The organism is Muriicola marianensis, assembly GCF_014638095.1.
Taxonomy (GTDB): Bacteria; Bacteroidota; Bacteroidia; order Flavobacteriales; family Flavobacteriaceae; genus Muriicola; species Muriicola marianensis.
Window position 1 is genome coordinate 2,092,528 of sequence record NZ_BMFH01000001.1, and the last position, 21,740, is coordinate 2,114,267.

Below are 21,740 nucleotides of genomic sequence, written 5' to 3' on the forward strand. Positions count from 1 at the left end.
ATATTCACTATCTTTAATCCTGTCATTCTTATGACAGGATTTTTTATTGCTGTACTATGCCCACACTATTCACCAGGATCATCAAAGGAGAGATCCCCTGTTACAAGATCGCGGAAGACGAAAACTTTTTTGCCTTCCTGGATATCAACCCGAACGCTGTCGGACATACCCTGTGTATTCCAAAAAAGGAGGTTGATAAGCTCCTCGACCTGGATGAGCAGACCTATACGGGCCTGATGAAGTTCGCCCGGAAAGTCGGACTGGCCATTGAGGCGGCCGTCCCGTGTAAACGGGTGGGAATGACGGTCATTGGCCTTGAAGTTCCCCATGTGCACGTGCATTTGATTCCCCTGCACACTATGGCGAACGCAACTTTTCAGCAAAAGGTCTCCCTCTCTCCTGAGGAGTTCGAAGAAGTAGCTGCCCGAATCAGATCAAATCTTTGAAAAATCCGGCCTGATATAAATAGGCTGATACCCCAAGCAGAACGAGCAATACAACAAGAAGCCAGACGGACAACCCTGTAAGCTTTACACTACTGGGTCTGGGAGTGGTCAGTTTTTGAAAATATTCAAAGCTCCTCTCAATATCATCCGTCCATGATACCGGATAGATTACTGAGCCACAAGTCAGGCATTTGATCTCATGACTAACCTCGGAGGTGGTCCTGTTGAAGAACCTGCTGATCAGGTGTTTCTGATAAAAAGTCAATTTGAGCTCCTGGTTAAAACATTCGGGGCAGTTGTTTGTCAGATCTGCCTCTTTGATCATTTCCAGTTGTTCCTTCGCCATAGTTATGGGTTTATCAATAAAGAGATTTGCATGATGGTGCCCTGCTTACTGGAGGTCAGGACTTTTATCTTACCCTTGTGATACTCTTCAACGATCCTTTTTACAAGAGAAAGGCCCAGACCCCATCCCCGTTTCTTTGAGGTGACGCCCGGTTCAAAAATGGTCTGAAAATTACTCTTTGGAATCCCCTGACCTGTATCTGAAACCAGGATGTTGACGTATTTCCCTTCAGGAATAATCTCGATGGAGATGGAACCTTTCCCCTTCATCGCATCTATTCCGTTTTTAACAAGGTTCTCAATGGTCCAGTTGTACAAGGCAGCATTCAGCATGATAGGGAGGGATTCCACTTTTGAATGGAAGGTGAACCTGATCAGGCGTGAGCTGCGAAGCTGGAGATATTCGTAAGCTTTGCGCGTTTCTTCCACGATATCCAGCCTCTCCAGTTTTGGGAGGGATCCTATATTGCTGAATCGTTCGGTAATGGTCTGAAGTCTGTCGATATCTTTTTCGATCTCCTCTGTAATTGCATTATTGAGATCTTCCTGCTTCAGCAATTCATTCCACCCCAGGAGGGAGGTAAGGGGAGTGCTGATCTGGTGGGCCGTCTCCTTGGCCATCCCGGCCCAGAGCTTGTTCTGTTCCGAAGCTTTGTTCGTTTTAAAAAAGAAAAAGATGACCGTACCGAAGAGCAGAATGATCAGTAATAAGGCGATAGGATAGTATTTTAGTTTATTCAGGACTTCTGAGTTCCCGTAATACAAAGTAGCCAGGGTTTCCCCGTCATAGCTGATCTCTATGGGCGTGTTCTCATTGCGGAATTTTGTGATCTTTTTCCGGATCTTCAGGGAATCGGCCGCTTCCTCTTCAGGCATGTTATTGGTCTTTATGGATCCATCCCTGTTGACCAGGATCATAGGGGTAGAAGTGTTGTTTTGAAAGATCTTGACATGAAGATTACCCAGATCCCTGTCTTCTGAAGACTGAAGGAGTTCTGACTGTGCTGTTGCCCATATTTCCATCTTGTGCCTTTCCTCTTCCTTGAATTTCCTGAAGAAACTGTTGGTATTCCAAAGGATAAGACTTACGATAACAAAGGATGCTATCAGCAAGATAAGATTGTTGAATTTGTTTTTTGGATTGATTTTCATCCTCGCATTGCGTGACTTAAAGATAACTTAATTTGATCTCTTTTGTTGCATTCAAAGCCTTGGGAAGCTTCCGGGAATGGTCACATTTTGCGTACCTTTGTCTCCTATGAGTGAGACGGTAACCATAGTTCCCGGGGAGGTGCCGGTGGCGCGCCTACACGGCTATTTACTGGGGGCGGTGGGCCCAAGACCTATCGCATTTGCCAGTACCATAGACGAAAAAGGAAGACCTAACTTGTCTCCTTTCAGTTTTTTCAATGTTTTTAGTGCCAATCCTCCGGTACTCATCTTTTCTCCGGCCAGGAGGGTGCGGGATAATACCACCAAACACACCCTGGAGAACGTACTCAGGATCCCGGAAGTGGTGGTCAATATCGTGGATTATGACATGGTACAGCAAATGTCCCTGGCTAGCACTGAATACGAAGAAGGAGAGAATGAATTCGTGAAGGCCGGGCTGACCATGGTGCCATCAGAAAGGATCAAACCCTACCGTGTGGGAGAGTCGCCCGTACAATTCGAATGCAAGGTTACCAAGGTAGAACCCCTGGGAAAGGAAGGAGGTGCCGGGAATCTTATATTTTCCGAAGTCGTGCGCATTCACATCAAGAAATCGATACTGAACGCCGATGGGGGAATAGATCAGCATAAAATTGACCAGGTGGCCAGAATGGGCGGAAATTGGTACTCCAGGGCCAGGTCCGGAATGTTTGAAGTGCCCAAGCCCCTGAGCACAAAGGGAATAGGAGTGGACAGCCTGCCGGAACAGGTGAGGACAAGCACGGTTCTGACGGGCAATGATCTGGGCATGCTCGGGAATGTGGAAAGCCTGCCCGCCCCGGAATCCTTAGAGGCATTCATGCAAGAGCATCCCGATCTTAAGGAGATAAGTGGAGATGTACAGAAAGTACATCAAAAAGCAAGAGAATATTTAATGAAGAACGACGTATCTTCCGCCTGGAAGGTACTCATGTTAAAACAGTGATTATGGAAATACAAGGCAAGATCAAAATGATCGACGAGACCAAAACCTACGGATCCAACGGTTTCCGGAAGAGAGAGTTGGTCGTGACAACAGAAGAACAATACCCCCAGCACCTGATGATCGAATTCGTTCAGGATAAGACCGATCTTCTAAATTCCTACAGGGAGGGAGACAGCGTAAAGGTCAGCATCAACCTGAGAGGCAGGGAATGGGTGAACCCTCAGGGGGAAACCAAATACTTCAATTCCATTCAGGGATGGCGTATAGAAAAATTACAGGTTGGGGAAGGATCACAGGAGATGCCTCCCGTACCTCCGATGGATGCCTTTGAACCAGCCAATGAGCTGAATGAGGAGGATCACGACGATCTTCCTTTCTAAGATCTTTTTACACTCTTCCGGAAGATAACTCTGTTGTCGTGAAGAACAAGAACACGCCCATTACCTTCTTGGATGATCGGCTGGTATTTCCCCCGGTGGAGATGGCCAACCAGGAGGGCTTGCTGGCTGTAGGAGGGGATCTCTCCCCTGAAAGGCTCATTTTGGCTTACCGCAATGGGATCTTTCCCTGGTTCAGTGAGGATTCCCTTATCCTTTGGTGGAGTCCGGATCCGAGAATGGTCTTGTTTCCTTCCAAGGTAAAGGTGAGCAAGAGTATGCGGAATACTCTGAACAGGGGTATTTTTACAGTTACCCGAGACAAGGCCTTCGAGGAGGTCATCGATGCCTGCTCCAAGGCACCCCGTCCCGGGCAGCATGGTACCTGGATCACCGAGAAAATGAAAGAGGCTTATATCCAATTGCATCACAAGGGCATTGCCCATTCCTATGATGTCTGGAAGGACAATAAGCTGGTCGGGGGACTGTACGGAATAGACCTGGGACATGTATTCTGCGGGGAGAGTATGTTCAGTAAAGCTCGAGACGCCTCCAAATTTGCCCTTATCCATCTGGCCAGGGAGCTGGAGGAGAAAGAGTATAGCCTGATCGACTGCCAGCTACACACCACCCACCTTGAAAGCCTTGGAGCTGAATTGATCTCAAGGACAAAGTACGTAGCTATTCTAAAGGGAGAAAACCAAGGAGGAGTTTAAGAAAAGAACCGGCCGCGTACTTGCCGTATAATCTTCCATCCTGTATTCCAATCCCACCTGCCATTGCAGGTCTTCTTCCAGCAACCAGCCCAGGGTAGCGGTAAAACGCTGGTCGAACTGGGATGACATACCCCTGCCTGCGCTAAGCAAGGCTTCCGCGTTAAGGATCATGTAAGTTTCTCGCACATCGACTTTTTCTCCCTGGAGGGGGAAATCCAGTGTAAAACGATATCTGAAGCGATGTATAGTCAGGTCAGGGAAAATTCGTTGCTCCGACCTCAATCGATGTCCGTATCGGGCTATCAACGGACGCGAAGTGATGTTCATTTGTTGAGTGAGGCGAAATTCATTATTCCGTTCCGGTTCAAAAAGCTCCCTGAATCTGTACATTAGACCCAGCCCCAAACTTGAATTGGCCCCCGATGAGAAAGTGGAAAAATGGGTAATATCCAGGTTTCGGCCTTGAAATTGAGTTTCCCCGTCTCTATAGATATAATTCCTGTTTCCTATGGTCAGGTTGTGACTATAAAAAGGCAATACCTTATAATTAAAGGCCAGTTGAGGCTGGAAGTAGGTGGTAAATGAATCCTGCCCCATCAGGCTGTTCATTCCAAGGAAGAACAAGCAAATCAGCAGAAATCTAATACAGTATATGGTCATAATTTGGTGGTAAGGAAATCCTGCGGGAGATAAAGGAACCCTCAGCGTTAAAGAGATATTCGTATTCCACCCGACCTGTATCCTTTCTGCAGGAAACGATCAGTTCGTAATTGATATAGGGGAGGATTAGGTTCTGGAAGGCATCTCTGATCACGGCTTCGGTATTCCTTTCCATTGTCATCGGGTACTGCTGCTGTAGTCTGCGTATTTTAAAACGGCTGCATTCCCCTGTGATATAATTCTCAATAGCCTGGTATACCTCCCGCGGGATGTCAACCTCCTCGATCAACAATTCGATGTCCTCAAGTTCACCCTGGGCATTGAATTCAACACTGTAATGAAGTCTGTCCTTTTTGAACTTCGCTTCATAACTGACTCTGGCGCTGTCTATCTCCTTGTAAAACCTAACCCTTCGCGCATCTTTTAATTCTTCAGCTATCCACGTAAGGGCCTGCTCAGGAAACTGTGATTTTGTGATCCTGAATTCGCGTTCGTATTTAGCCTGACCGCACAGGTGAAAGGAGACCAAAAAGCTCGCAATGGTTAAAAAAAAGCTATACTTCATCATATCTGAAACACGAGGTGAGGTGATCATTTACCATGCCGGTTGCCTGCATATGGGCATAGACTACGGTGCTCCCTACAAACTTGAATCCCCTTTTTTTAAGATCTGCGCTAAGTCGATCAGACAATTCTGTCCTGGCCGGCAATTCAGAGAGGTCAGTAAAGGAATTTTTTACAGGGGTGTGATCTACGAACCCCCAGATATAGTCACTGAAGGTGCCAAATTCCTCCCGGATCTGTATAAAAGCCTTCGCATTGCTTACGGTGGCCTTTACCTTTAATTTATTCCTGATGATCCCCGGATCATTCAGCAGGGAATCTAATTTCTTGTCGTCGTAGTGCACTATTTTCCGAAAGTCGAAGTTGTCAAAGGCCTGGCGGAAGTTTTCCCTTTTGTTCAGTACGGTAAGCCAGCTCAATCCCGCCTGGAATGTTTCCAGGATGAGAAATTCGAAGAGTGCATCGTCATCCTTTACGGGGACTCCCCACTCTTCATCGTGATATCGGATATAACGCTCACTGCCTTTACACCACCCGCATCGAATTTTGTCCATCCCGAGAATCCTTTCTCTAAAGATAAGATGAAATTCTAGAACGATTGAATAATGTACAGGTAGATGGGCATGCCGATTGTAATGTTAAATGGAAAGGTTATAGCCAGAGCCATGGGCACATAAAGACTGGGGTTGGCCTTAGGGGCGGCGAGTCGCATCGCTGCGGGTACCGCGATATAGGAGGCACTTGCGGCAAGGATAGCAAACAGGAACCGGTTCCCAATGTTGTCTGTGACAAAAGAGCTGAGCATGGCTACGGCACAACCGTTGAATAGTGGGACGAGAAGGGCAAAGAAAAGGGCTGTCCAGCCGTTATCGAGAAAAGACGCGAGTTTTTTTCCGCTGGTAATTCCCATGTCCAGGAGAAAAACAGCCAGGAACCCTTTAAAGATATCAGTGGTAAATGGTGTGATCCCTTCGGCCTGATGTTCATTGGCTAGGAAGCCGATTACAAGGCTTCCGAGGATCAGCAACACACTGCCATTGGTAAGGGAATGGTGAAGCACGCTTCTGAGACTGACCTCCTTTTGTTTCCCGTTCCTGCAAAGCGACATCAGCAGTACCCCAACGATGATGGAGGGCGCTTCCATCAGGGCCATTACGGCCACCATATGTCCGCCAAAAGGGATCTGTTCGATCTCCAGGAAGGACACGGCGGTTACAAAGGTCACAGCGCTTACAGAGCCGTATGCCGCGGCGATAGCACCGGCATTATCTACCCCGAATTTCTTCCGCAACAGGGCAAAGGCGTATAAAGGTACTGTGACGGCTAAGAGGACTCCGAACAGGAGGGACCAGAGGATCTCCATATCGAGTTCACTGTGGGAAAGTTCCAATCCACCCTTGAACCCTATTGAGAACAGGAGGTATAGGGAAATGAATCGGGAGGAACTGGCCGGAATCTCCAGATCGCTCTTTAGTTGAACGGCCAGGATCCCAAAAAAGAAGAACAGCAAGGCAGGGTTGGTCAGATTATCGACCAGCAGATGTAGATCCATATCTCTCAGAAGGTTACCGGGTACCTAACCCGGTACCGGCTTTTATTCCTCTGGCAGGAAGTTGATTTTGATGTTACCTTCGATCTGCAGTGTCAACCCGGCATCCCGTGCTTCCAGGATCAGATCCTTTACCTGCATTTTGGCAGCTTTTAATTCCTTGATCCTTTGCTCAGAGTGAACAGAATCAATACCAAAACGCTCCTGAAGGCTCAGGATTTGCATGTTGTGGAATTTGATCTTATCCCCGATAAGGGCGAACAGGATATCAGCGGCTTCCACAGGTGTGTAGGTGCCTTCCACGAGTTTGATGGTGGTCTGCTCCTTTTGGATTTCTTTTTGTTGAGTTTGCATTTGATGTGTGATTAAAGGATTAAATAATTTACTTTCTGATAGTTACGAGTTTCATAAAGACGATGCACCCCAGGATGAAGCCCAGTGCGAGAAGCTCTTTGAACATGAGATCATAGTGCATGGAAAGTGCGATGAAACCCAGGAAAAAGGCCGATCCCAGAGTGAGAGTGATCATTGTTTTTGACGATAGCATATAGAATTGTTTATGTAATGAATATTCTTATTGGCCCTGTCCGAGGGAAAATGCGGGTTTTCCTTCGAAGGTGTACAGGTTTTCGGTTTTGATCACATCGATCCCGTGGTCGATGGCCTTTTGGAGAAGGGAAACGATCTCCTCTTTGGACACGGATTGTCCATTGGGATTGGTATACCTGCATCTCCAGTGGTCTGTACAAAAGGTCTCATCGAAGCCTTTTGGCCATACGACGATCCCCCTGTTGGTGATCATGGATAAACCGATATTCTCAGTGTTTAATTTTTGTAATCGCTCTGCGATCTCGGAGGCCTTGTAGCCATCCCAGTGCACGAAGAGGTCTACCCCCTGGAGCTCCTTGTTTGCACCTTGTTTGCGCTTATAGGCGGGAAGTTGCAGAGGGGAACCCTTTTCGTAGGACACTTTTTCGAGTATTTCGGGAGTCTGCCCCAAATGGTCTATCACGGCCTGGGCGAACTCCCTGGTCCCTACTTTTTTCTTGCTTACCCCTTCCTTATAAATGTCGTAGGTGTGGATCCCTTTTTCTACAGTGGTAAGCCAGGCGTTCTGGATCTTTTCGGCTACTTCGGTCTGACCTATATGATTCAGCATCATGATGGCTCCCTGCAGCAATCCTGAGGGATTGGCCATATTCTGTCCGGCTCGTCTGGGGGCAGAACCGTGGATAGCTTCGAACATGGCACAGGACTCACCGATATTGGCAGAACCAGCGAGGCCTACTGAACCTGCGATCTGTGCCGCCACATCCGAGAGGATATCCCCGTAGAGGTTTGGCATGACAACGACGTCAAAGGCTTCCGGGGTGTCTGCTAGTTTTGCGGCACCTATATCTACGATCCAGTGTTCGTTCTCGATATCCGGATATTCTTCCGAGACCTCCTTGAAGACCTGGTGGAACAATCCGTCGGTCTGCTTCATGATATTGTCCTTGGTGAAGCAGGTCACTTTCTTTCTGTTGTATTTGCGTGCAAATTCGAAGGCGTATCTAACGATCTTCTCACATCCCGGCCTGCTGATCAGTTTAAGGCACTGCACCACTTCATCAGTCTGCTGGTGCTCGATCCCAGCGTAAAGGTCCTCTTCATTTTCCCTGATGATCACTACATTCATCTCTGGATGCTTGGTGTCGACAAAGGGTGAAAGACTGAAACACGGCCTGACGTTGGCGTAAAGTCCAAGCGACTTCCTGGTGGTCACATTCAAACTTTTGTAACCTCCACCCTGTGGGGTGGTGATAGGGGCCTTCAGGAAGATTTTATTTCGTCTTATGGATTCCCAGGCTTCAGATGAGATACCTGAGGAATTCCCCTGCAGGTAGACCTTTTCGCCTACCTCGATCTCTTCGATTTCAAGTTCTGCCCCGGCAGCTTTCAAAATTTCAAGGGTGGCGTCCATGATCTCAGGACCTATTCCATCTCCTTTGGCAACTGTGATTTTTGTCATAGCTTCTGTAAATTTTGGCGCAAAGAACGGACCTTTGATTCATTTATTTTTATTTATATTTACAATGCAATACATAAATATTATTTATGAATTATACTTTGCAGCAGCTTAGGATCTTCAAGACAATCGCTGAGACCAAGAGTATTACCAAGGCCTCCGAGGTGCTTCACCTTACTCAGCCGGCTGTGTCCATCCAGCTTAAAAAACTTCAGGAACAGTTCGATATTCCTCTGACCGAGGTGATCGGCCGACAGTTATATATCACGGAATTCGGGCAGGAGATCGCCCAGGTGAGTGAACGCATCCTCAATGAGGTACAGACCATTCGCTACCGATCCCGTGCCCATAAAGGTCAACTCGTAGGAACCCTCAAAATCTCTATAGTCTCTACTGCAAAGTATGTGATGCCGTACTTCCTTTCCGGATTTATGAGAGATCATGAAGGAGTCGACCTACAGATGGACGTCATCAATAAGGCGGGGGTGATCCGGAGCCTGGAAGAGAATGCGGTCGATTTTGCCCTGGTCTCTGTTTTACCGGAACAATTCGATATAGACATGGTCACCCTCATGAAGAACAAATTATACCTAGTGGGGAGTAAGGCTCCATTCGAGAAAGGGAAGGCGATAAGAAAATCGGATTTCTCGAAATTGCCTTTTATTTTCAGGGAAAAGGGTTCGGCTACGCGAAGGGCCATGGTTGACTTTCTGCAGGCTAACGGGATCAGGACCGGGAAGATGATGCAGCTTACCTCCAACGAGGCGGTTAAGCAAGCGGTTATAGCCGGACTCGGCTATTCCATTATGCCCATTATAGGATTGAAGAATGAACTAAATATGGGCTCCCTCCAAATATTGCCCGTAAAAGGACTGCCAATAAGCACTACCTGGAACCTGATCTGGTTGAGATCAAAAAAATTCTCTCCTATTGCTGAAGCGTATCTTGAATATGTCAGGGCCGAGAAGGACGCAATTATTCAGGAAAAATTCAAGTGGTATGAAGGGTATTAACGGACAGGCAGGGTCAAAAAAAAAACCGGCCTGCCAAATTCCTTAAGATCGGAATGACAGGACCGGTATCAGAGAACAAACACTTATTTTGTTAGCTCACCCGCAGTAAGTGCATCTTCGAGGTAAGCGTCTACAGTTTTAAAATTCCTGAAGAATTTCTTTCCATCAGTACGTCTGAGGGTCACTTTCGTATCCCCGTCTGAAGTGTAGGCGAAATCCACCACTTCCACTTCCTTTCCATACACAGTTTTCATGTCTGCAATGCCACCGCGTTTGATAATAAAATTCTTTCTGGGGAAAAGGACATATCTGTATTGGTCGGAGACGGGCTCCGCAATGGTCAACAGGGTACCTTTTTCAACGGTGACCTGCTGTTTATCCTGGGCCTGAAGCGTAAGGCTTCCACCAAGGATGCAAAGTGTTAATAGAAATTGTCTCATAGTTATCAGTTTTGTTGTTCAGGTCAAAATTAGGCAAGTTACACCACTTAATCAAGTAATACTCTTGTTAAAAAATAGTTAAACTATTAAGATATGAAAGTAATACTATTATTTTTGCGACAGTAACCAAAGAAACACCGGATGAAACATCTCTTGCAGACCATCAAGATCGAGGTCAATAACAAGACCTATGTGAAGGATCCGGAGTCGTCTGATCTCGGGAAAAGGATCGTTGAACACAGTATCCTGATGATACATGAACTGGGCTTCGACTCCTTCACCTTTAAAAAACTGGGAGATAAGATCGGCTCCAACGAGAGTTCAATTTACCGCTACTTTGAGAACAAACACAAGTTGTTACTCTATCTCACCTCCTGGTATTGGGGATGGTTGGAGTATCAGTTTGTATTTGCGACCAACAGTATTTCCAATCCGGCTGAGAAATTGCAAAAGGCCATCGAGGTCATCAGCAAGCCGGTAGTGCTCGACGCATCCTTTTCACACATCAACGAAGTGTTGCTCAATGATATCATTATCAATGAGTATTCGAAATCATACCTGACCAAAGAGGTTGATAACGAGAATAAGGAAGGCTATTTTGAGATCTACAAGCGCATGGTGATGCGAATGAAAGAGATGATCACAGAGGTCTCTCCTGAATATCCCTTCGCGGCGAGTCTGGCAAGCACGGTATTAGAAGGTACCCTGCACCAGTACTTTCTCGTCCAGCATTTTCCTTCACTTACGGATTGCGGTGATGAGGTTACACCCACAGAATACTTCACGGACCTTGTTTTTAAATCAATAGACAAGTAAGAAATGGCAAAGACTGTACTCACGGCCTGGCAACGTCTGCTCGGGCTTTTGAAATTGGATAAAAGGGATATTTTCCAGATTTTTTATTACGCGATCTTTGCGGGATTGGTAAACCTGTCCCTCCCTCTTGGGATACAGGCGATTATAAATCTCATCCAGGGAGCGCAGATCAGCACTTCATGGATTGTACTGGTAATTCTCGTGACCCTGGGTGTGGCTTTTGTGGGCGTACTGCAGCTCATGCAGATCAGGATTATTGAAAACGTGCAGCAGAAGATCTTTACCAGGGCATCTTTTGAATTCGCCTACAGGTTCCCCAAGATAAAACTCAGTGAACTGAGAAATTTCTATCCCCCGGAACTGGCCAACAGGTTTTTTGATACCCTGACGGTTCAGAAAGGTCTGGCCAAGATCCTGGTAGATTTCCCGGCCGCACTGCTGCAGATCATTTTTGGCCTGATGCTGCTCTCTTTCTACCACCCGTTCTTTATCATTTACGGATTTCTGCTTCTCTTTTTGATCTACCTGGTCTTCAAGTTTACAGCTCAAAGAGGACTGGAGACCAGTCTTGAAGAATCAGAAAACAAATACAAAGTGGCTCACTGGCTGCAGGAGGTGGCCCGGTCTATTCTCAGTTTCAAACTTTCCGGCAAGACCAGCCTGGCCATGGACAAGAATGATGCGCTCGTAGAGAAATACCTGGAAGCAAGGGAGAGCCATTTCCGAATCCTCGTGATACAGTTCATACAGATGATCGGGTTTAAGGTGCTGGTAACCGTCGGACTGCTTCTCATCGGAGGTATCCTGGTGCTTAATCAGGAAATGAATATCGGTCAGTTCGTGGCCGCCGAGATCATCATTCTCTTGGTCATCAACAGTGTGGAGAAACTCATCCTGGGTCTCGAGACCTTCTATGATCTGCTGACCTCTCTGGAAAAATTGGGGCAGGTAGTAGACAAAGACCTCGAGCCTATCGAAGGCGAAAGACCCTTTAAGGAGAACGAATCCTTCCACGTGGAACTCAAAAATGTGGAATACGACATTCCGGGAACCAATATCCCTATTATCAGGGATCTGTCAATGACGATCACCCCGGAATGTACCATACAGATCAAAGGGGAAAGCAGTTCCGGCAAATCAACCCTGCTGAGGCTTATCGCCGGGATCATTGAACCGGACAAGGGTATGATCTATGTGAATAATGTGTCTTTAAAGCAGATATCCCTGAATTACTACAGGTCGCACATAGGGCAATCCCTGACAGAAGAGTCTCCTTTTGAGGGAAGTATCCTCGAGAACATCACCTTTGGAGACTCCTCCATTTCCGATGAGGATGTGTACTGGGCGCTGGATAAGACCGGACTCACGGATTTTGTCAAAGACCAGCCTGCAGGATTAAGAACTATGCTTTATCCGGAAGGACAGCAGATCCCTTATGTAGTGGGTAAAAAGATCGTACTGGCAAGAAGCATCGTTCGCAAGCCCAGGCTTCTTATCCTCAAGGATCCCCTGGACCATTTTAATCCGACTGAGGCAGAAAAGATCATAGATTTTCTGTCAGACAAGTCTAACCCCTGGGCGCTAGTCGTGGTAAGTCAGAACTCGAGGTGGACCAGGAAGTGCAACCGCATCATTACCATGAAAGCCGGCCAAATCATTAACGAAAGCTAACGGATATGCTCAATATTTCTCCAAATAGACTCAACAGAAAGGTAGACCTGATGCCTTACAAGTCTTCTCAGAAGGTATTTCATGAGAGGGACCACAAGCATTTTAACCGTTTTCTGATGGTTTTTTCTTTCATCGGATTGATCGTACTGTTCCTGCCATGGACACAGACCATACAGGGGAAGGGATACCTTACCACTTTAAATCCTGAGCACCGGCCTCAGACGATTCAGTCGCCCATACCCGGAAAGATCGAGAAATGGTTTGTTAGGGAAGGAGATTTTGTCATGAAAGGCGATACTATCCTCTTCATTTCTGAGATCAAGAATGAATATTTCGATCCCAACCTCATCAACAGAACCGGAGATCAGATCCGGGCAAAATCCCAGGCGGTGGTCTCCTATCAGGAAAAGGTAAAGGCCCTGAATGCACAGATCAATGCCTTGGGGCAGGAACGCAGCCTGAAACTGGAGCAGGCGAGAAACAAACTGCTGCAGGCTAAACTCAAAGTCCAGAGCGACAGTATTGACCTGGAGGCTGCCAAGACGAATATTACCATTGCTCAGAGGCAGTATGACCGGGTGGTACAGCTGCAGAGCGAAGGGCTGAAGGCCATTACCGACGTGGAGGAAAAAAGGCTTAAACTCCAGGAGACTCAGGCGAAGCTGATCTCCCAGGAGAATACCCTCCTCGCCTCAAAGAACGAGATCATAAACGCCAATGTGGAGATCAACAGGATAAAGGCAGAATACACCGACAAGATCTCCAAGGCCCAGAGTGATATGTTCACAGCCCAGTCGAACCAATTCGATTCCGAGGCCCAGGTGACCAAACTCGAGAACGAGTACACCAATTACGAGATTCGAAGCCAGATGTACTACATCCGCGCTCCTCAGAGTGGGTATATCAACAAAGCACTGCAGGGAGGTATAGGGGAAACTTTTAAAGAGGGAGACAGGCTCGTCGGGATAATGCCTTCTGATTATGCACTGGCTGTGGAAACTTACGTGGAGCCAATAGATTTGCCCCTGATACATATTGGCGAAAAGGTACGGATTCAGTTCGATGGCTGGCCTGCAATCATATTCAGTGGCTGGCCCAATGTGTCCTATGGAACCTATGGGGGGCAGGTGGTCGCCATCGAAACGTTTATCAGCAGCAACGGGAAGTACCGCGTCCTTTTGGCTCCTGATCCGGACGACCATCCATGGCCGACAGATATCCGGGTGGGATCAGGTGCCAATACGCTGGCCCTGCTCGAGGATGTACCTATCTGGTTCGAGCTCTGGAGACAACTGAACGGCTTCCCGCCCAACTACTACCAGCCCGAGAATGGCATGGCCCAAAGCGACAAAAAATAGGAATGAAGAAGTATCTCTCCATACTCATCCTCTTATTTACCTTTCCGCTCTTCGGACAGGCAGGAGACTCACTTGTGCTCAATTTCAGGGAGTATCTGGGGTATGTCAAGAAGTACCATCCGGTGGCAAGGCAGGCAGAACTGGTCATTGCGATCGGGGAAGCCAACCTCATGAAGGCCAGGGGTGGATTTGATCCCAAGGTAGAAGTTGATTTTGACCGGAAGCAGTTCAAGGGTACAGAATACTACGACAGGCTCAACGCCACGTTTAAGATTCCGACATGGTATGGGATAGAATTCAAAGGCAACTTCGAACAGGCCGAAGGGGACTTTCTCAATTCCGACGAGACCTTGCCGGATGACGGCCTGTACAGTGCAGGGGTATCCTTTTCCCTGGGAAGGGGATTCCTAGCAAATGACCGTATGGCTACCCTTCGCAAGGCAAAATTCTTCCGGGAGCAAACCAAGGCAGACCGGGACCTGCTGATCAACGAAATCCTGTACAATGCCTCTTTGGCTTATTTCGACTGGTTACAGGCCTATAACGACCGGGAGATCTTTCGCAACTTCCTGCAGAATGCCCAAATCCGCTTTGAAGGGATCCGAGAGAGGGCTATCGCCGGGGATATTGCAGCCATCGATACCGTGGAGGCCAAGATCGCATTCCAGAACAGGGCACTGAGTCTTACCCAGGCAGAAGTAAACCTCAGGAATAAGGCATTGGAATTGTCAAATTTCCTTTGGATGGCCAACGATGTCCCGGTTGAGCTCAGGGAAGGGGTAATTCCGGATACCTCCCTTCAGGGGGAGATTGATCTGGCCCTGGAAATCATGGGACGTCCTCTGGACAGTTTTACGCTGGAGAACCATCCCAAGATCGTTTCCCTGGGACTCAAGATAGACCAGCTCACCATAGACAAGCGATTGAAGACCAATCAGTTGTTGCCCCAGATCGATCTGGAGTACAATTTTCTGACCGAGACACCGGAGTTCCTCAATTCCTTTGAGGATCAAAACTACAAAGGAGGCCTGAACATCAGTTTGCCTCTGTTCCTCAGGAAAGAAAGGGGGGAGCTGAGGCTGGCCAAATACAAGTTGAGGGATGCAGAATTTGAATACGCCAACGCCTCCATCACCATTGTAAACAAGGTGGTCGCGATCTATAATGAGCTGGATTCCTTCCAGGAGCAAAACCGGCTGGTATACGATATCGTTGACAATTACCGCACCCTACTAGACGGGGAGGAGCGCAAATTCAGTTTTGGGGAGAGTTCCCTTTTCCTGATCAACAGCAGGGAAAGCAAACTGATAGATGCCCGCCTTAAACAAAATGAATTGCAGAACAAATTCTTTAAGGCCAAAGCCAAACTCTTCCAAAGCCTGGCGATCAACCCGGAAGGGATCTGACCTGCATTCGCAATTGGTCAGGTGTAAGGATGCACGACTTTTTACTACAGAGTAGGGATCAGGAAATTCACTAACGGATCTAATATCGATATGGATGTAAGAAAACCGAAATACCATCAGGAACTGTTGAAAGATGCAATTGACTCGGCCATGAGTTACCGGGAATTCAGGGAACTCGTATCAGAACTGGCAAAGAATAATGGAACAACGGGGCCGGAGCAATCAGAGGCTTATAAGAATTACACTACTCTCAATGACAGGAGGATGAAGCGCTGGGACAAGACGCTCAGGATCCCCGATGACCATTTAGATATTATAAAGCATTTTGATCAGAAAGTCTACTGGCTGGTAATCACTGAAAGCTGGTGCGGAGACGCCGCTCCCAGCCTTCCTGTGATGAACAAAATCGCAGAGGAAAATGAAAATATAGCACTCAGGATCATTCTGAGAAGCGATTCTCCGGAGGTCATGGATCTCTTTCTCACAGATGGGAAGCAGTCCATTCCCAAGCTGGTCGTTTTGGATCAGGATTACAAAGCTATCTCTACATGGGGCCCGTTACCGACAAAGGCAGCAGAGATCGCCGCTGCTTACAAGGCAGAACACGGTGTTCTGACAGCCGAATTTAAAGAGGAATTGCAGCATTGGTTCAATGCGGACAAAGGGAAGGACGTACTCCTGGACTTGGTGGAACTACTTACTTTGAAAGAGGTAGGTGATCGTTCCTAGCTGAATCTGTTTCGAACCCGGACTGAACCGGGCCTGTGCAGCGTATTTCAGGGCATTCTCAACAAGGCAGCCGTTGTCTGTGCTGGAACTCGTCGCATTGAAATCCACTTCCGTTACATACCCCAATCGGTCTACCTTGATATTGATGACTACCTTCCCTCCTTCCAGGCAGGTATAAATGGGCGGGGGAAGATCATAGGATGTCCGATCTACCAGGGAATAAGAGATCCTAGTCCTTTTATTGATCAGGTTATCGGTGTACTCCTTTTTGTCTGCCTCCTTCTCACCTAACTGTTGTTTGCGTTCTTCCCGGATCTTGGCCAATTCCTTTAGAGAGGCCCTGTAGGCTTCATCATCCTGCAACAGGTCGTCAGGGCTGTCATCTGCATTCATTTGCTGTTCCTCCAGCAGTTCCTCCAGGGTTTTCAGGGGTTCCGGTGCACCTATACTGGGTTTTGCCGTCTCATTCATGGCGCGGTTGGTCTTCTCCAGGTCCTGATTGTCCAACTCTTCGGCCTTCTTCTCCTCCTGTTCAAGCAATTCCACCAGTTCTTCGTCTGCCAGGCTCAATTCGATGACATACTCATCCTGCTCTTCAGCACCCAGGTGAAGATTAAAGAGCAGCAGGACCATGATGGACAAGGAAAAAAAGGTGATTATGAACGAAAGCTGGTTCCTGCTCAGGTCCTTGATCCAATCGAAGTATTTGAGAAATTTAGCCATGACCACTTCTCATAACGCCTTAAATTACGATAAAGTGCCGACTATTCAGCAATTATCAGCTTTTTGAATACCTCTGGCGTTATAGCATTATCTACGGAAAAAGACCCTATTTTGGTTCTTCTGAGGGCTGAAAGATGACCACCTGAGTTGAGTTTCTGGCCGAAATCATGCGCCAGGGAGCGAATATAAGTGCCCTTACCGCACACCACCCGAAAATGAACTTCCGGCATCTCTACGGAGGTGATCTCGAATTCATAGATCTCTATCTCCCTGGCATTTACCTCCACCTCTTTGCCTTTTCGTGCGTATTCATATAACCTTTTGCCTTCTTTTTTTATGGCGGAAAAGACAGGGGGTTTCTGGTAGATCTTTCCGGTAAATGACTTTGTGGCTTGTAGTACCTGATCCTTTGTGAGATGATCAGTTGAAAATCTTTGATCTACCTCCGTTTCCAGATCGTATGAGGGGGTGGTGGCTCCCAGGGTGATCGTACCCATGTACTCTTTTTTCTGGTCCTGAATTCCGGGGATATTTTTGGTAAACTTCCCCGTGCAAACAACCAGCAGGCCGGTTGCAAGCGGATCCAGGGTTCCCGCATGCCCAACTTTGATCTTTTTCAGATCGAATTTCTTCCTGAGAGCCCATTTTGCGGAGTTGACCACCTGGAAGGAGGACCAGCCCAGGGGTTTGTCGAATAGTATGACCTGTCCGTTGAGATAATCTTCTTTTGATAAGGATCCCCAATTCACGATTGAAAGTCTGTTAATTCCAGAAACCGACGGCGATTGATATCAGCCCTACAAGGAAACAGTAGATGGCAAAGTACTGCAGTTTGCTCTTCCGGACCAATTGGATCATCCAGGTGCAGGCCGCCAGCCCTGCGAGGAAGGCTGCCGTGAAGCCCGCGCTGATCGGGACGATCTGATCACTCTGAAAATCGATCTCACCCTGGTAAAGATCAAGGGTCATTTTCCCGAGGATCAGCGGTACTACCATTAAAAAGGAAAAGCGGGTTGCTCTGGTTTTGTCAATTCCCAATAAAACGGAGGTCGAAATGGTCGCTCCGCTCCTGGAGATACCGGGCAGGATCGCTATGGCTTGTGAAATACCAATAATAAAGGCATTCAGGAAATTTACGCTTTTTTCCGTTTCACGGGCCCGGTCTGCCAGGTAGAGGAGAAGAGCCGTGATGATCAGCATAAAACCCACAAGGATCACATTATCCCCAAAGAGACTTTCCAGTTCTTTTTCAAAAAAGATCCCTATAAAAACTGCCGGGACCATAGACAGGATGATCTTCGAAGAAAACCGGGTCTCTTCATTCCATTGAAACTGAAAGAGTCCTTTGAATATGTCGAAGACATCTTTTCTGAACACGACGATGGTACTCAGGGCTGTGGCAAAATGAAGTACAACGGTAAATAAGAGGCTGTCCTGGGGCAACTGATTCTCACCCAGGATGGCTTTGCCCAGTTCCAGATGTCCGCTGGATGATACCGGCAGAAATTCGGTCAGACCCTGTACGATACCCAGGATGATGGCGTCTATAAGTTCCAATTAGTCTTTCTTATGGGGATTCAACAGGATGGCATAAACCTCCAGCCCCAGGCCGATCAGGACAAGGGTTGGGGCGAGTTTGATCCTCCTGAAACTGTAGATGTCCGTACTGAAGACGAGAGGGTCGTCACTGCCTCCTCCACTCATCAGAATAAACCCCAGGGCAATCAATGCAATACCAGCAAACATGAACAGATAGTTCTTTTTCTGGAAGATGAATTCTTTGCGCGGTGTATCACCAGCCTTTTTCGGTTTTTTTCCCATGATCGCAAAGTTAGTAATATAAATCGTCTGTCCTCAGGTTCAGGAATCGCTGTGTTGCAAAAAAGGTACTCAACAGGGAGATGATCACCCCGAGAACAAAAACCCCCAGGAAGAGGCCTCCGAGGAACAAGGTGTCCTGCAGCAGTTCCAGTTCCGGAAAATTCACGTCCATATAGTAGAGCAGTCCCCCCAGTAGTACAAGCGCGAGAACGGCGCCGAGCATACCGAGCTTCACGTTGGTCCAGATAAAGGGCCATCGGATAAAGGATTTGGTCGCTCCCACCATTTGCATTGTCTTGATGATAAATCGCTTTGAATAGATGGACAACCTGATCGAGCTATTGATAAGCAGTACCGCTATGAAGGTAAAGATGCCGCATACCACAAGGATCCAAAAGGAGACCCGCTTCACGTTTTCCGTCAGCAGGGCGATCAGTGGTTTGTCATAACTGACCTCTTCCACATAACCCTTCGCAGAAAGTTCTTCCGCGATCTGGGCTATCTCCTCAGGGGTGACGAACTCGGCGTTGAGCTGAACATCTATCGAATTCTTAAGTGGGTTGTATCCCAGGAATTCGATAAAATTCTCGCCGATCTCCTCGCTGTGCTGTTCCGCGGCTTCTTCTTTGGAGACATAGGTGGCATTTTTTGTATAAGGTGCAAGGACAAGGCTTTTTTGCAGTTGGTCAATTTCCACCTGCTTGGCATTGTCCTTTAAAAAGACCGAAAGAGTGATCTGCTCCTTGAAGTGATCTGCCAGTTTCTTGGTATTCAGGACAAGGAGCCCCAGGACACCGAGAAGGAATAGAACCAGGCTGATGCTCAGAACTACGGAGAAGTAGGAAGAAATCAGTTTTCTCTTCTGATATCGCTCAAAGGAAGTGCTCATACAAAAATATAATGCTGTAAAAATACTAAAGTATGGACAACCAACTTACACGGAAAGAGAATAATGCTTAGGTTCCTCCATTCACCTCACAAGGGAAAAATGACCTTGTTTTGACAAATCTTCAATTCTTACGGAATACCAGTAATCTCCGGATGGCATTAACCTGTTTTGGTAGGTTCCATCCCATCGCAGTGGTTCGCTTGAGGTGGATTTGATCAATTTTCCATACCTGTCAAACACACTGATCTCATAATCGGATAGCTCCTGTACTCCGGGGATTTCAAAAAAATCGTTGATCCCATCCCCGTTTGGTGAGAAGAACCTGGGCACCGCCAGGTGAAAAAATTCTTCTTGCACAGGAGGACATCCTTCACTGGCTCTGACTGAGATGGTGTATAACCCACCCGGAATGTCCACAAATAAAGGCTGTAACTGATAATTGATTCCATCGAGGGAATATGCAAAAGTTCCGGTGTTGCCAAGGCTGATCGCAATATTTTCATTCTCAGATTCAATAGAGCTTATCACAGGGCCTTCTACTTGTGTTAACCTGATCGTTTTGAGATTGGAACACCCTCTGGGATCCTCTACCTCAACTGAATAGGTCCCCGGATCAGAAACCGTGATCGAGGAGGTAGTCTCCCCTGTGTTCCAAAGGTAGGTGACACCGGAAACACCGGCTTCCAGGGTAATCTCCTCATTTTCACAGAAGGTGAGGTCCTCATCTGCCACTTCGGGCAGGGGATAGAATTCTAGCGTAACAGCGGTCCTGCTTGGTGAGGGACAATAAGCCTGGTTCGATACAGCCTCAGCATAGTAGGTACCTGCGGTTCCTGTTTCATAGGTGATGGTGTTGGATGCCAATAGATTTCCACCTGCGGGGGCATCATACCAATCGACTCTGACTCCCGGCGGTACCCTGACGGTCAGCTGTGCGGATTCAAAATTCTCACATAATTGTCTGTCCCCAACATTGGAAGGGGGTCTGGGGGTTGGAACAAATATGATCTCAAAAACCTCTGAATTCACATTACAGAGGTTGTTGGAGATATTTATCAGATCCTCGGAAACAACCACCCGGTAATACCGGTCGGTGGTGAGCACAGGTGTGGTATAAGTGTCCGAGGTCTCTCCGGGGATATCAGCCCAGCTCGAGCCATCGGTACTTTCCTGCCATTGATAAAAATGGCTGGCGAAAATACTGAAATCCGGAGAAGCTGTGAGGGTAAGGCTGGGAACAGGCCCATCATCCTCACATTGGATTATTGAGGTCCTGGTTTGAGTATCTGTTAGCGTTACGAGATCACCGCAGGATCTGAAAACAATATCGTCAATGGCCAGATCATTCCCGCACCCTCCCCCGCTGTTGTTGATCATCTTGAGGATGACGGAGGTCTGACCCGGAAGGGAGGTGAAAAGCAGGGCATATTGTTCCCATTCCGGCTCGATTTTATCCATGATGTCGCCTGTATCCCCCGAGGCCAGCAAATTCGTATCCGTACTGTCCCAAATCTCAAATTTTACATTGATGGGAATTCCGTTATTGGGACATCCCACCCCTGTCCGAGGATGCAGATTTAACAGCCAGGACGAAAATTCATAGGACGTATTCTCACATAGTCCCGTTATTGCCCTTCGATAAAATTCTCCCGGCGTAAAACTCGCATTCACGATGAACGCTTTTCCACTGACATCATCCGGGGTATGGTCCTGAATATTGAACCAGTCGAAATAACCGGCAGTACTGCTCGTAATCGTATAGCTCCCGTCATCCGGGGCCCCGTTTACATAGGTGTAGGTAGTGGTCCCGGGAGGTAACGCCGGGCCGTTGGTGGTTCCCGTGCCAAAATCCTCAGTAAAAATGGGAGAGCCAGAATTACCCTGGCAAAATCCCAGCTGGGCTATCCCCAAATGGGGAATACAACACAAGGCAAGGATTAATATGAGCCGGAACTGTTTCATGTACCATCAGGAAGATACGTATTTCAACTTCCAGTTCAGAAACGAAGAGAGGAATCGTATTATTGTTGTGGTCCTGCGCTTTTCCCTTTCGGGGATTACACCTATTTTTG

Annotated in this window: 26 protein-coding genes; 10 read left to right on the forward strand and 16 right to left on the reverse strand. The window is 47.4% G+C overall.

The window, feature by feature from the left end; all coding sequences use genetic code 11:
* Positions 1–56: 56 nt before the first annotated feature.
* Positions 57–446 carry an HIT family protein gene (locus tag IEV19_RS09480; RefSeq protein WP_188370413.1) on the forward strand — a complete coding sequence of 130 codons (390 nt, stop codon included), beginning with the start codon at positions 57–59 and terminating at the stop codon, positions 444–446.
* Here IEV19_RS09480 and IEV19_RS09485 read toward each other — a convergent pair.
* Together IEV19_RS09485 and IEV19_RS09490 are read right to left on the reverse strand one after the other, a co-directional pair.
* Positions 430–792: a hypothetical protein gene (locus tag IEV19_RS09485; protein WP_188370414.1), complete on the reverse strand. Its 363-nt coding sequence runs from the start codon at positions 790–792 to the stop codon at positions 430–432. The genes IEV19_RS09480 and IEV19_RS09485 overlap by 17 nt on opposite strands.
* Positions 793–794: 2 nt before the next feature.
* Positions 795–1,943, reverse strand: a complete 1,149-nt coding sequence (locus IEV19_RS09490; RefSeq protein WP_188370415.1) for a sensor histidine kinase — start codon at positions 1,941–1,943, stop codon at positions 795–797.
* Between the two features lie 106 nt (positions 1,944–2,049).
* On the opposite strand from IEV19_RS09490, the gene IEV19_RS09495 reads away from it, so the two are divergent.
* From IEV19_RS09495 to aat, 3 genes are read left to right on the forward strand one after another with little or no spacing between them, the layout of a single operon-like run.
* Positions 2,050–2,928, forward strand: a complete 879-nt coding sequence (locus tag IEV19_RS09495; RefSeq protein ID WP_188370416.1) for a flavin reductase family protein — start codon at positions 2,050–2,052, stop codon at positions 2,926–2,928.
* A gap of 2 nt (positions 2,929–2,930) precedes the next feature.
* Complete coding sequence (locus tag IEV19_RS09500; protein ID WP_188370417.1) at positions 2,931–3,308, forward strand: DUF3127 domain-containing protein; 378 nt, start codon at positions 2,931–2,933, stop codon at positions 3,306–3,308.
* Between the two features lie 38 nt (positions 3,309–3,346).
* On the forward strand, positions 3,347–4,021 hold the full coding sequence (gene aat, locus IEV19_RS09505; RefSeq protein WP_229732525.1) for a leucyl/phenylalanyl-tRNA--protein transferase: 675 nt from the start codon (positions 3,347–3,349) through the stop codon (positions 4,019–4,021).
* Here aat and IEV19_RS09510 read toward each other — a convergent pair.
* Genes IEV19_RS09510 through IEV19_RS09540 form a run of 7 tightly spaced genes read right to left on the reverse strand, consistent with a single transcriptional unit; the run spans position 3,992 to position 8,805 of the window.
* A complete protein-coding gene (locus IEV19_RS09510; protein ID WP_188370418.1) occupies positions 3,992–4,681 on the reverse strand; it encodes a DUF2490 domain-containing protein in 690 nt (229 codons plus the stop codon). The two genes, aat and IEV19_RS09510, sit on opposite strands and share 30 nt — an antisense overlap.
* The gene (locus IEV19_RS09515) at positions 4,662–5,276 is read right to left on the reverse strand and encodes a hypothetical protein (RefSeq protein WP_229732526.1); all 615 of its coding nucleotides are present in this window, start codon (positions 5,274–5,276) and stop codon (positions 4,662–4,664) included. The genes IEV19_RS09510 and IEV19_RS09515 overlap by 20 nt, the downstream gene beginning before the upstream one ends.
* Positions 5,236–5,799 carry a DNA-3-methyladenine glycosylase I gene (locus IEV19_RS09520; RefSeq protein WP_188370419.1) on the reverse strand — a complete coding sequence of 188 codons (564 nt, stop codon included), beginning with the start codon at positions 5,797–5,799 and terminating at the stop codon, positions 5,236–5,238. Before IEV19_RS09520 ends, IEV19_RS09515 begins: the two co-directional genes overlap by 41 nt.
* A gap of 35 nt (positions 5,800–5,834) precedes the next feature.
* Complete coding sequence (locus tag IEV19_RS09525) at positions 5,835–6,797, reverse strand: sodium-dependent bicarbonate transport family permease (protein WP_188370420.1); 963 nt, start codon at positions 6,795–6,797, stop codon at positions 5,835–5,837.
* Positions 6,798–6,839: 42 nt separating this feature from the next.
* A complete protein-coding gene (locus tag IEV19_RS09530; protein ID WP_188370421.1) occupies positions 6,840–7,148 on the reverse strand; it encodes a hypothetical protein in 309 nt (102 codons plus the stop codon).
* 28 nt (positions 7,149–7,176) lie between these two features.
* Entirely contained in the window at positions 7,177–7,323 is a 147-nt protein-coding gene (locus IEV19_RS09535; protein WP_188370422.1) for a hypothetical protein, read from the reverse strand.
* 45 nt (positions 7,324–7,368) lie between these two features.
* Positions 7,369–8,805 carry an NADP-dependent isocitrate dehydrogenase gene (locus tag IEV19_RS09540; RefSeq protein WP_188370423.1) on the reverse strand — a complete coding sequence of 479 codons (1,437 nt, stop codon included), beginning with the start codon at positions 8,803–8,805 and terminating at the stop codon, positions 7,369–7,371.
* A gap of 86 nt (positions 8,806–8,891) precedes the next feature.
* Between IEV19_RS09540 and IEV19_RS09545 the strand changes: the two genes are divergently transcribed.
* On the forward strand, positions 8,892–9,815 hold the full coding sequence (locus IEV19_RS09545) for a LysR family transcriptional regulator (RefSeq protein WP_188370424.1): 924 nt from the start codon (positions 8,892–8,894) through the stop codon (positions 9,813–9,815).
* A gap of 83 nt (positions 9,816–9,898) precedes the next feature.
* Here IEV19_RS09545 and IEV19_RS09550 read toward each other — a convergent pair whose 3' ends face one another.
* A complete protein-coding gene (locus IEV19_RS09550; RefSeq protein ID WP_188370425.1) occupies positions 9,899–10,255 on the reverse strand; it encodes a hypothetical protein in 357 nt (118 codons plus the stop codon).
* A 141-nt stretch (positions 10,256–10,396) separates the two neighbouring features.
* On the opposite strand from IEV19_RS09550, the gene IEV19_RS09555 reads away from it, so the two are divergent.
* From IEV19_RS09555 to IEV19_RS09575, 5 genes are all read left to right on the forward strand, one after another.
* Entirely contained in the window at positions 10,397–11,071 is a 675-nt protein-coding gene (locus IEV19_RS09555; RefSeq protein ID WP_188370426.1) for a TetR/AcrR family transcriptional regulator, read from the forward strand.
* A 3-nt stretch (positions 11,072–11,074) separates the two neighbouring features.
* On the forward strand, positions 11,075–12,742 hold the full coding sequence (locus IEV19_RS09560) for a peptidase domain-containing ABC transporter (protein WP_188370427.1): 1,668 nt from the start codon (positions 11,075–11,077) through the stop codon (positions 12,740–12,742).
* A 5-nt stretch (positions 12,743–12,747) separates the two neighbouring features.
* Complete coding sequence (locus IEV19_RS09565; RefSeq protein ID WP_188370428.1) at positions 12,748–14,100, forward strand: HlyD family secretion protein; 1,353 nt, start codon at positions 12,748–12,750, stop codon at positions 14,098–14,100.
* 2 nt (positions 14,101–14,102) lie between these two features.
* Positions 14,103–15,506 (forward strand): TolC family protein, encoded by a 1,404-nt coding sequence (locus IEV19_RS09570; RefSeq protein ID WP_188370429.1) that lies wholly within the window; start codon positions 14,103–14,105, stop codon positions 15,504–15,506.
* Positions 15,507–15,596: 90 nt separating this feature from the next.
* A complete protein-coding gene (locus IEV19_RS09575) occupies positions 15,597–16,235 on the forward strand; it encodes a thioredoxin family protein (protein ID WP_188370430.1) in 639 nt (212 codons plus the stop codon).
* On the opposite strand, the gene IEV19_RS09580 is transcribed toward IEV19_RS09575, so the two are convergent.
* The 6 genes from IEV19_RS09580 to IEV19_RS09605 form a co-directional block, all read right to left on the reverse strand.
* Complete coding sequence (locus IEV19_RS09580) at positions 16,200–16,958, reverse strand: energy transducer TonB (protein WP_229732527.1); 759 nt, start codon at positions 16,956–16,958, stop codon at positions 16,200–16,202. The two genes, IEV19_RS09575 and IEV19_RS09580, sit on opposite strands and share 36 nt — an antisense overlap.
* Positions 16,959–16,999: 41 nt before the next feature.
* Entirely contained in the window at positions 17,000–17,707 is a 708-nt protein-coding gene (truB, locus tag IEV19_RS09585) for a tRNA pseudouridine(55) synthase TruB (RefSeq protein WP_188370431.1), read from the reverse strand.
* 13 nt (positions 17,708–17,720) lie between these two features.
* Entirely contained in the window at positions 17,721–18,515 is a 795-nt protein-coding gene (locus tag IEV19_RS09590; RefSeq protein WP_188370432.1) for an undecaprenyl-diphosphate phosphatase, read from the reverse strand.
* Positions 18,516–18,779 (reverse strand): DUF3098 domain-containing protein, encoded by a 264-nt coding sequence (locus tag IEV19_RS09595; protein ID WP_188370433.1) that lies wholly within the window; start codon positions 18,777–18,779, stop codon positions 18,516–18,518. It lies immediately after the preceding gene.
* 10 nt (positions 18,780–18,789) lie between these two features.
* On the reverse strand, positions 18,790–19,668 hold the full coding sequence (locus IEV19_RS09600) for a cell division protein FtsX (protein ID WP_188370434.1): 879 nt from the start codon (positions 19,666–19,668) through the stop codon (positions 18,790–18,792).
* Positions 19,669–19,749: 81 nt separating this feature from the next.
* A complete protein-coding gene (locus IEV19_RS09605) occupies positions 19,750–21,630 on the reverse strand; it encodes a T9SS type B sorting domain-containing protein (RefSeq protein WP_188370435.1) in 1,881 nt (626 codons plus the stop codon).
* Positions 21,631–21,740: the final 110 nt, after the last annotated feature.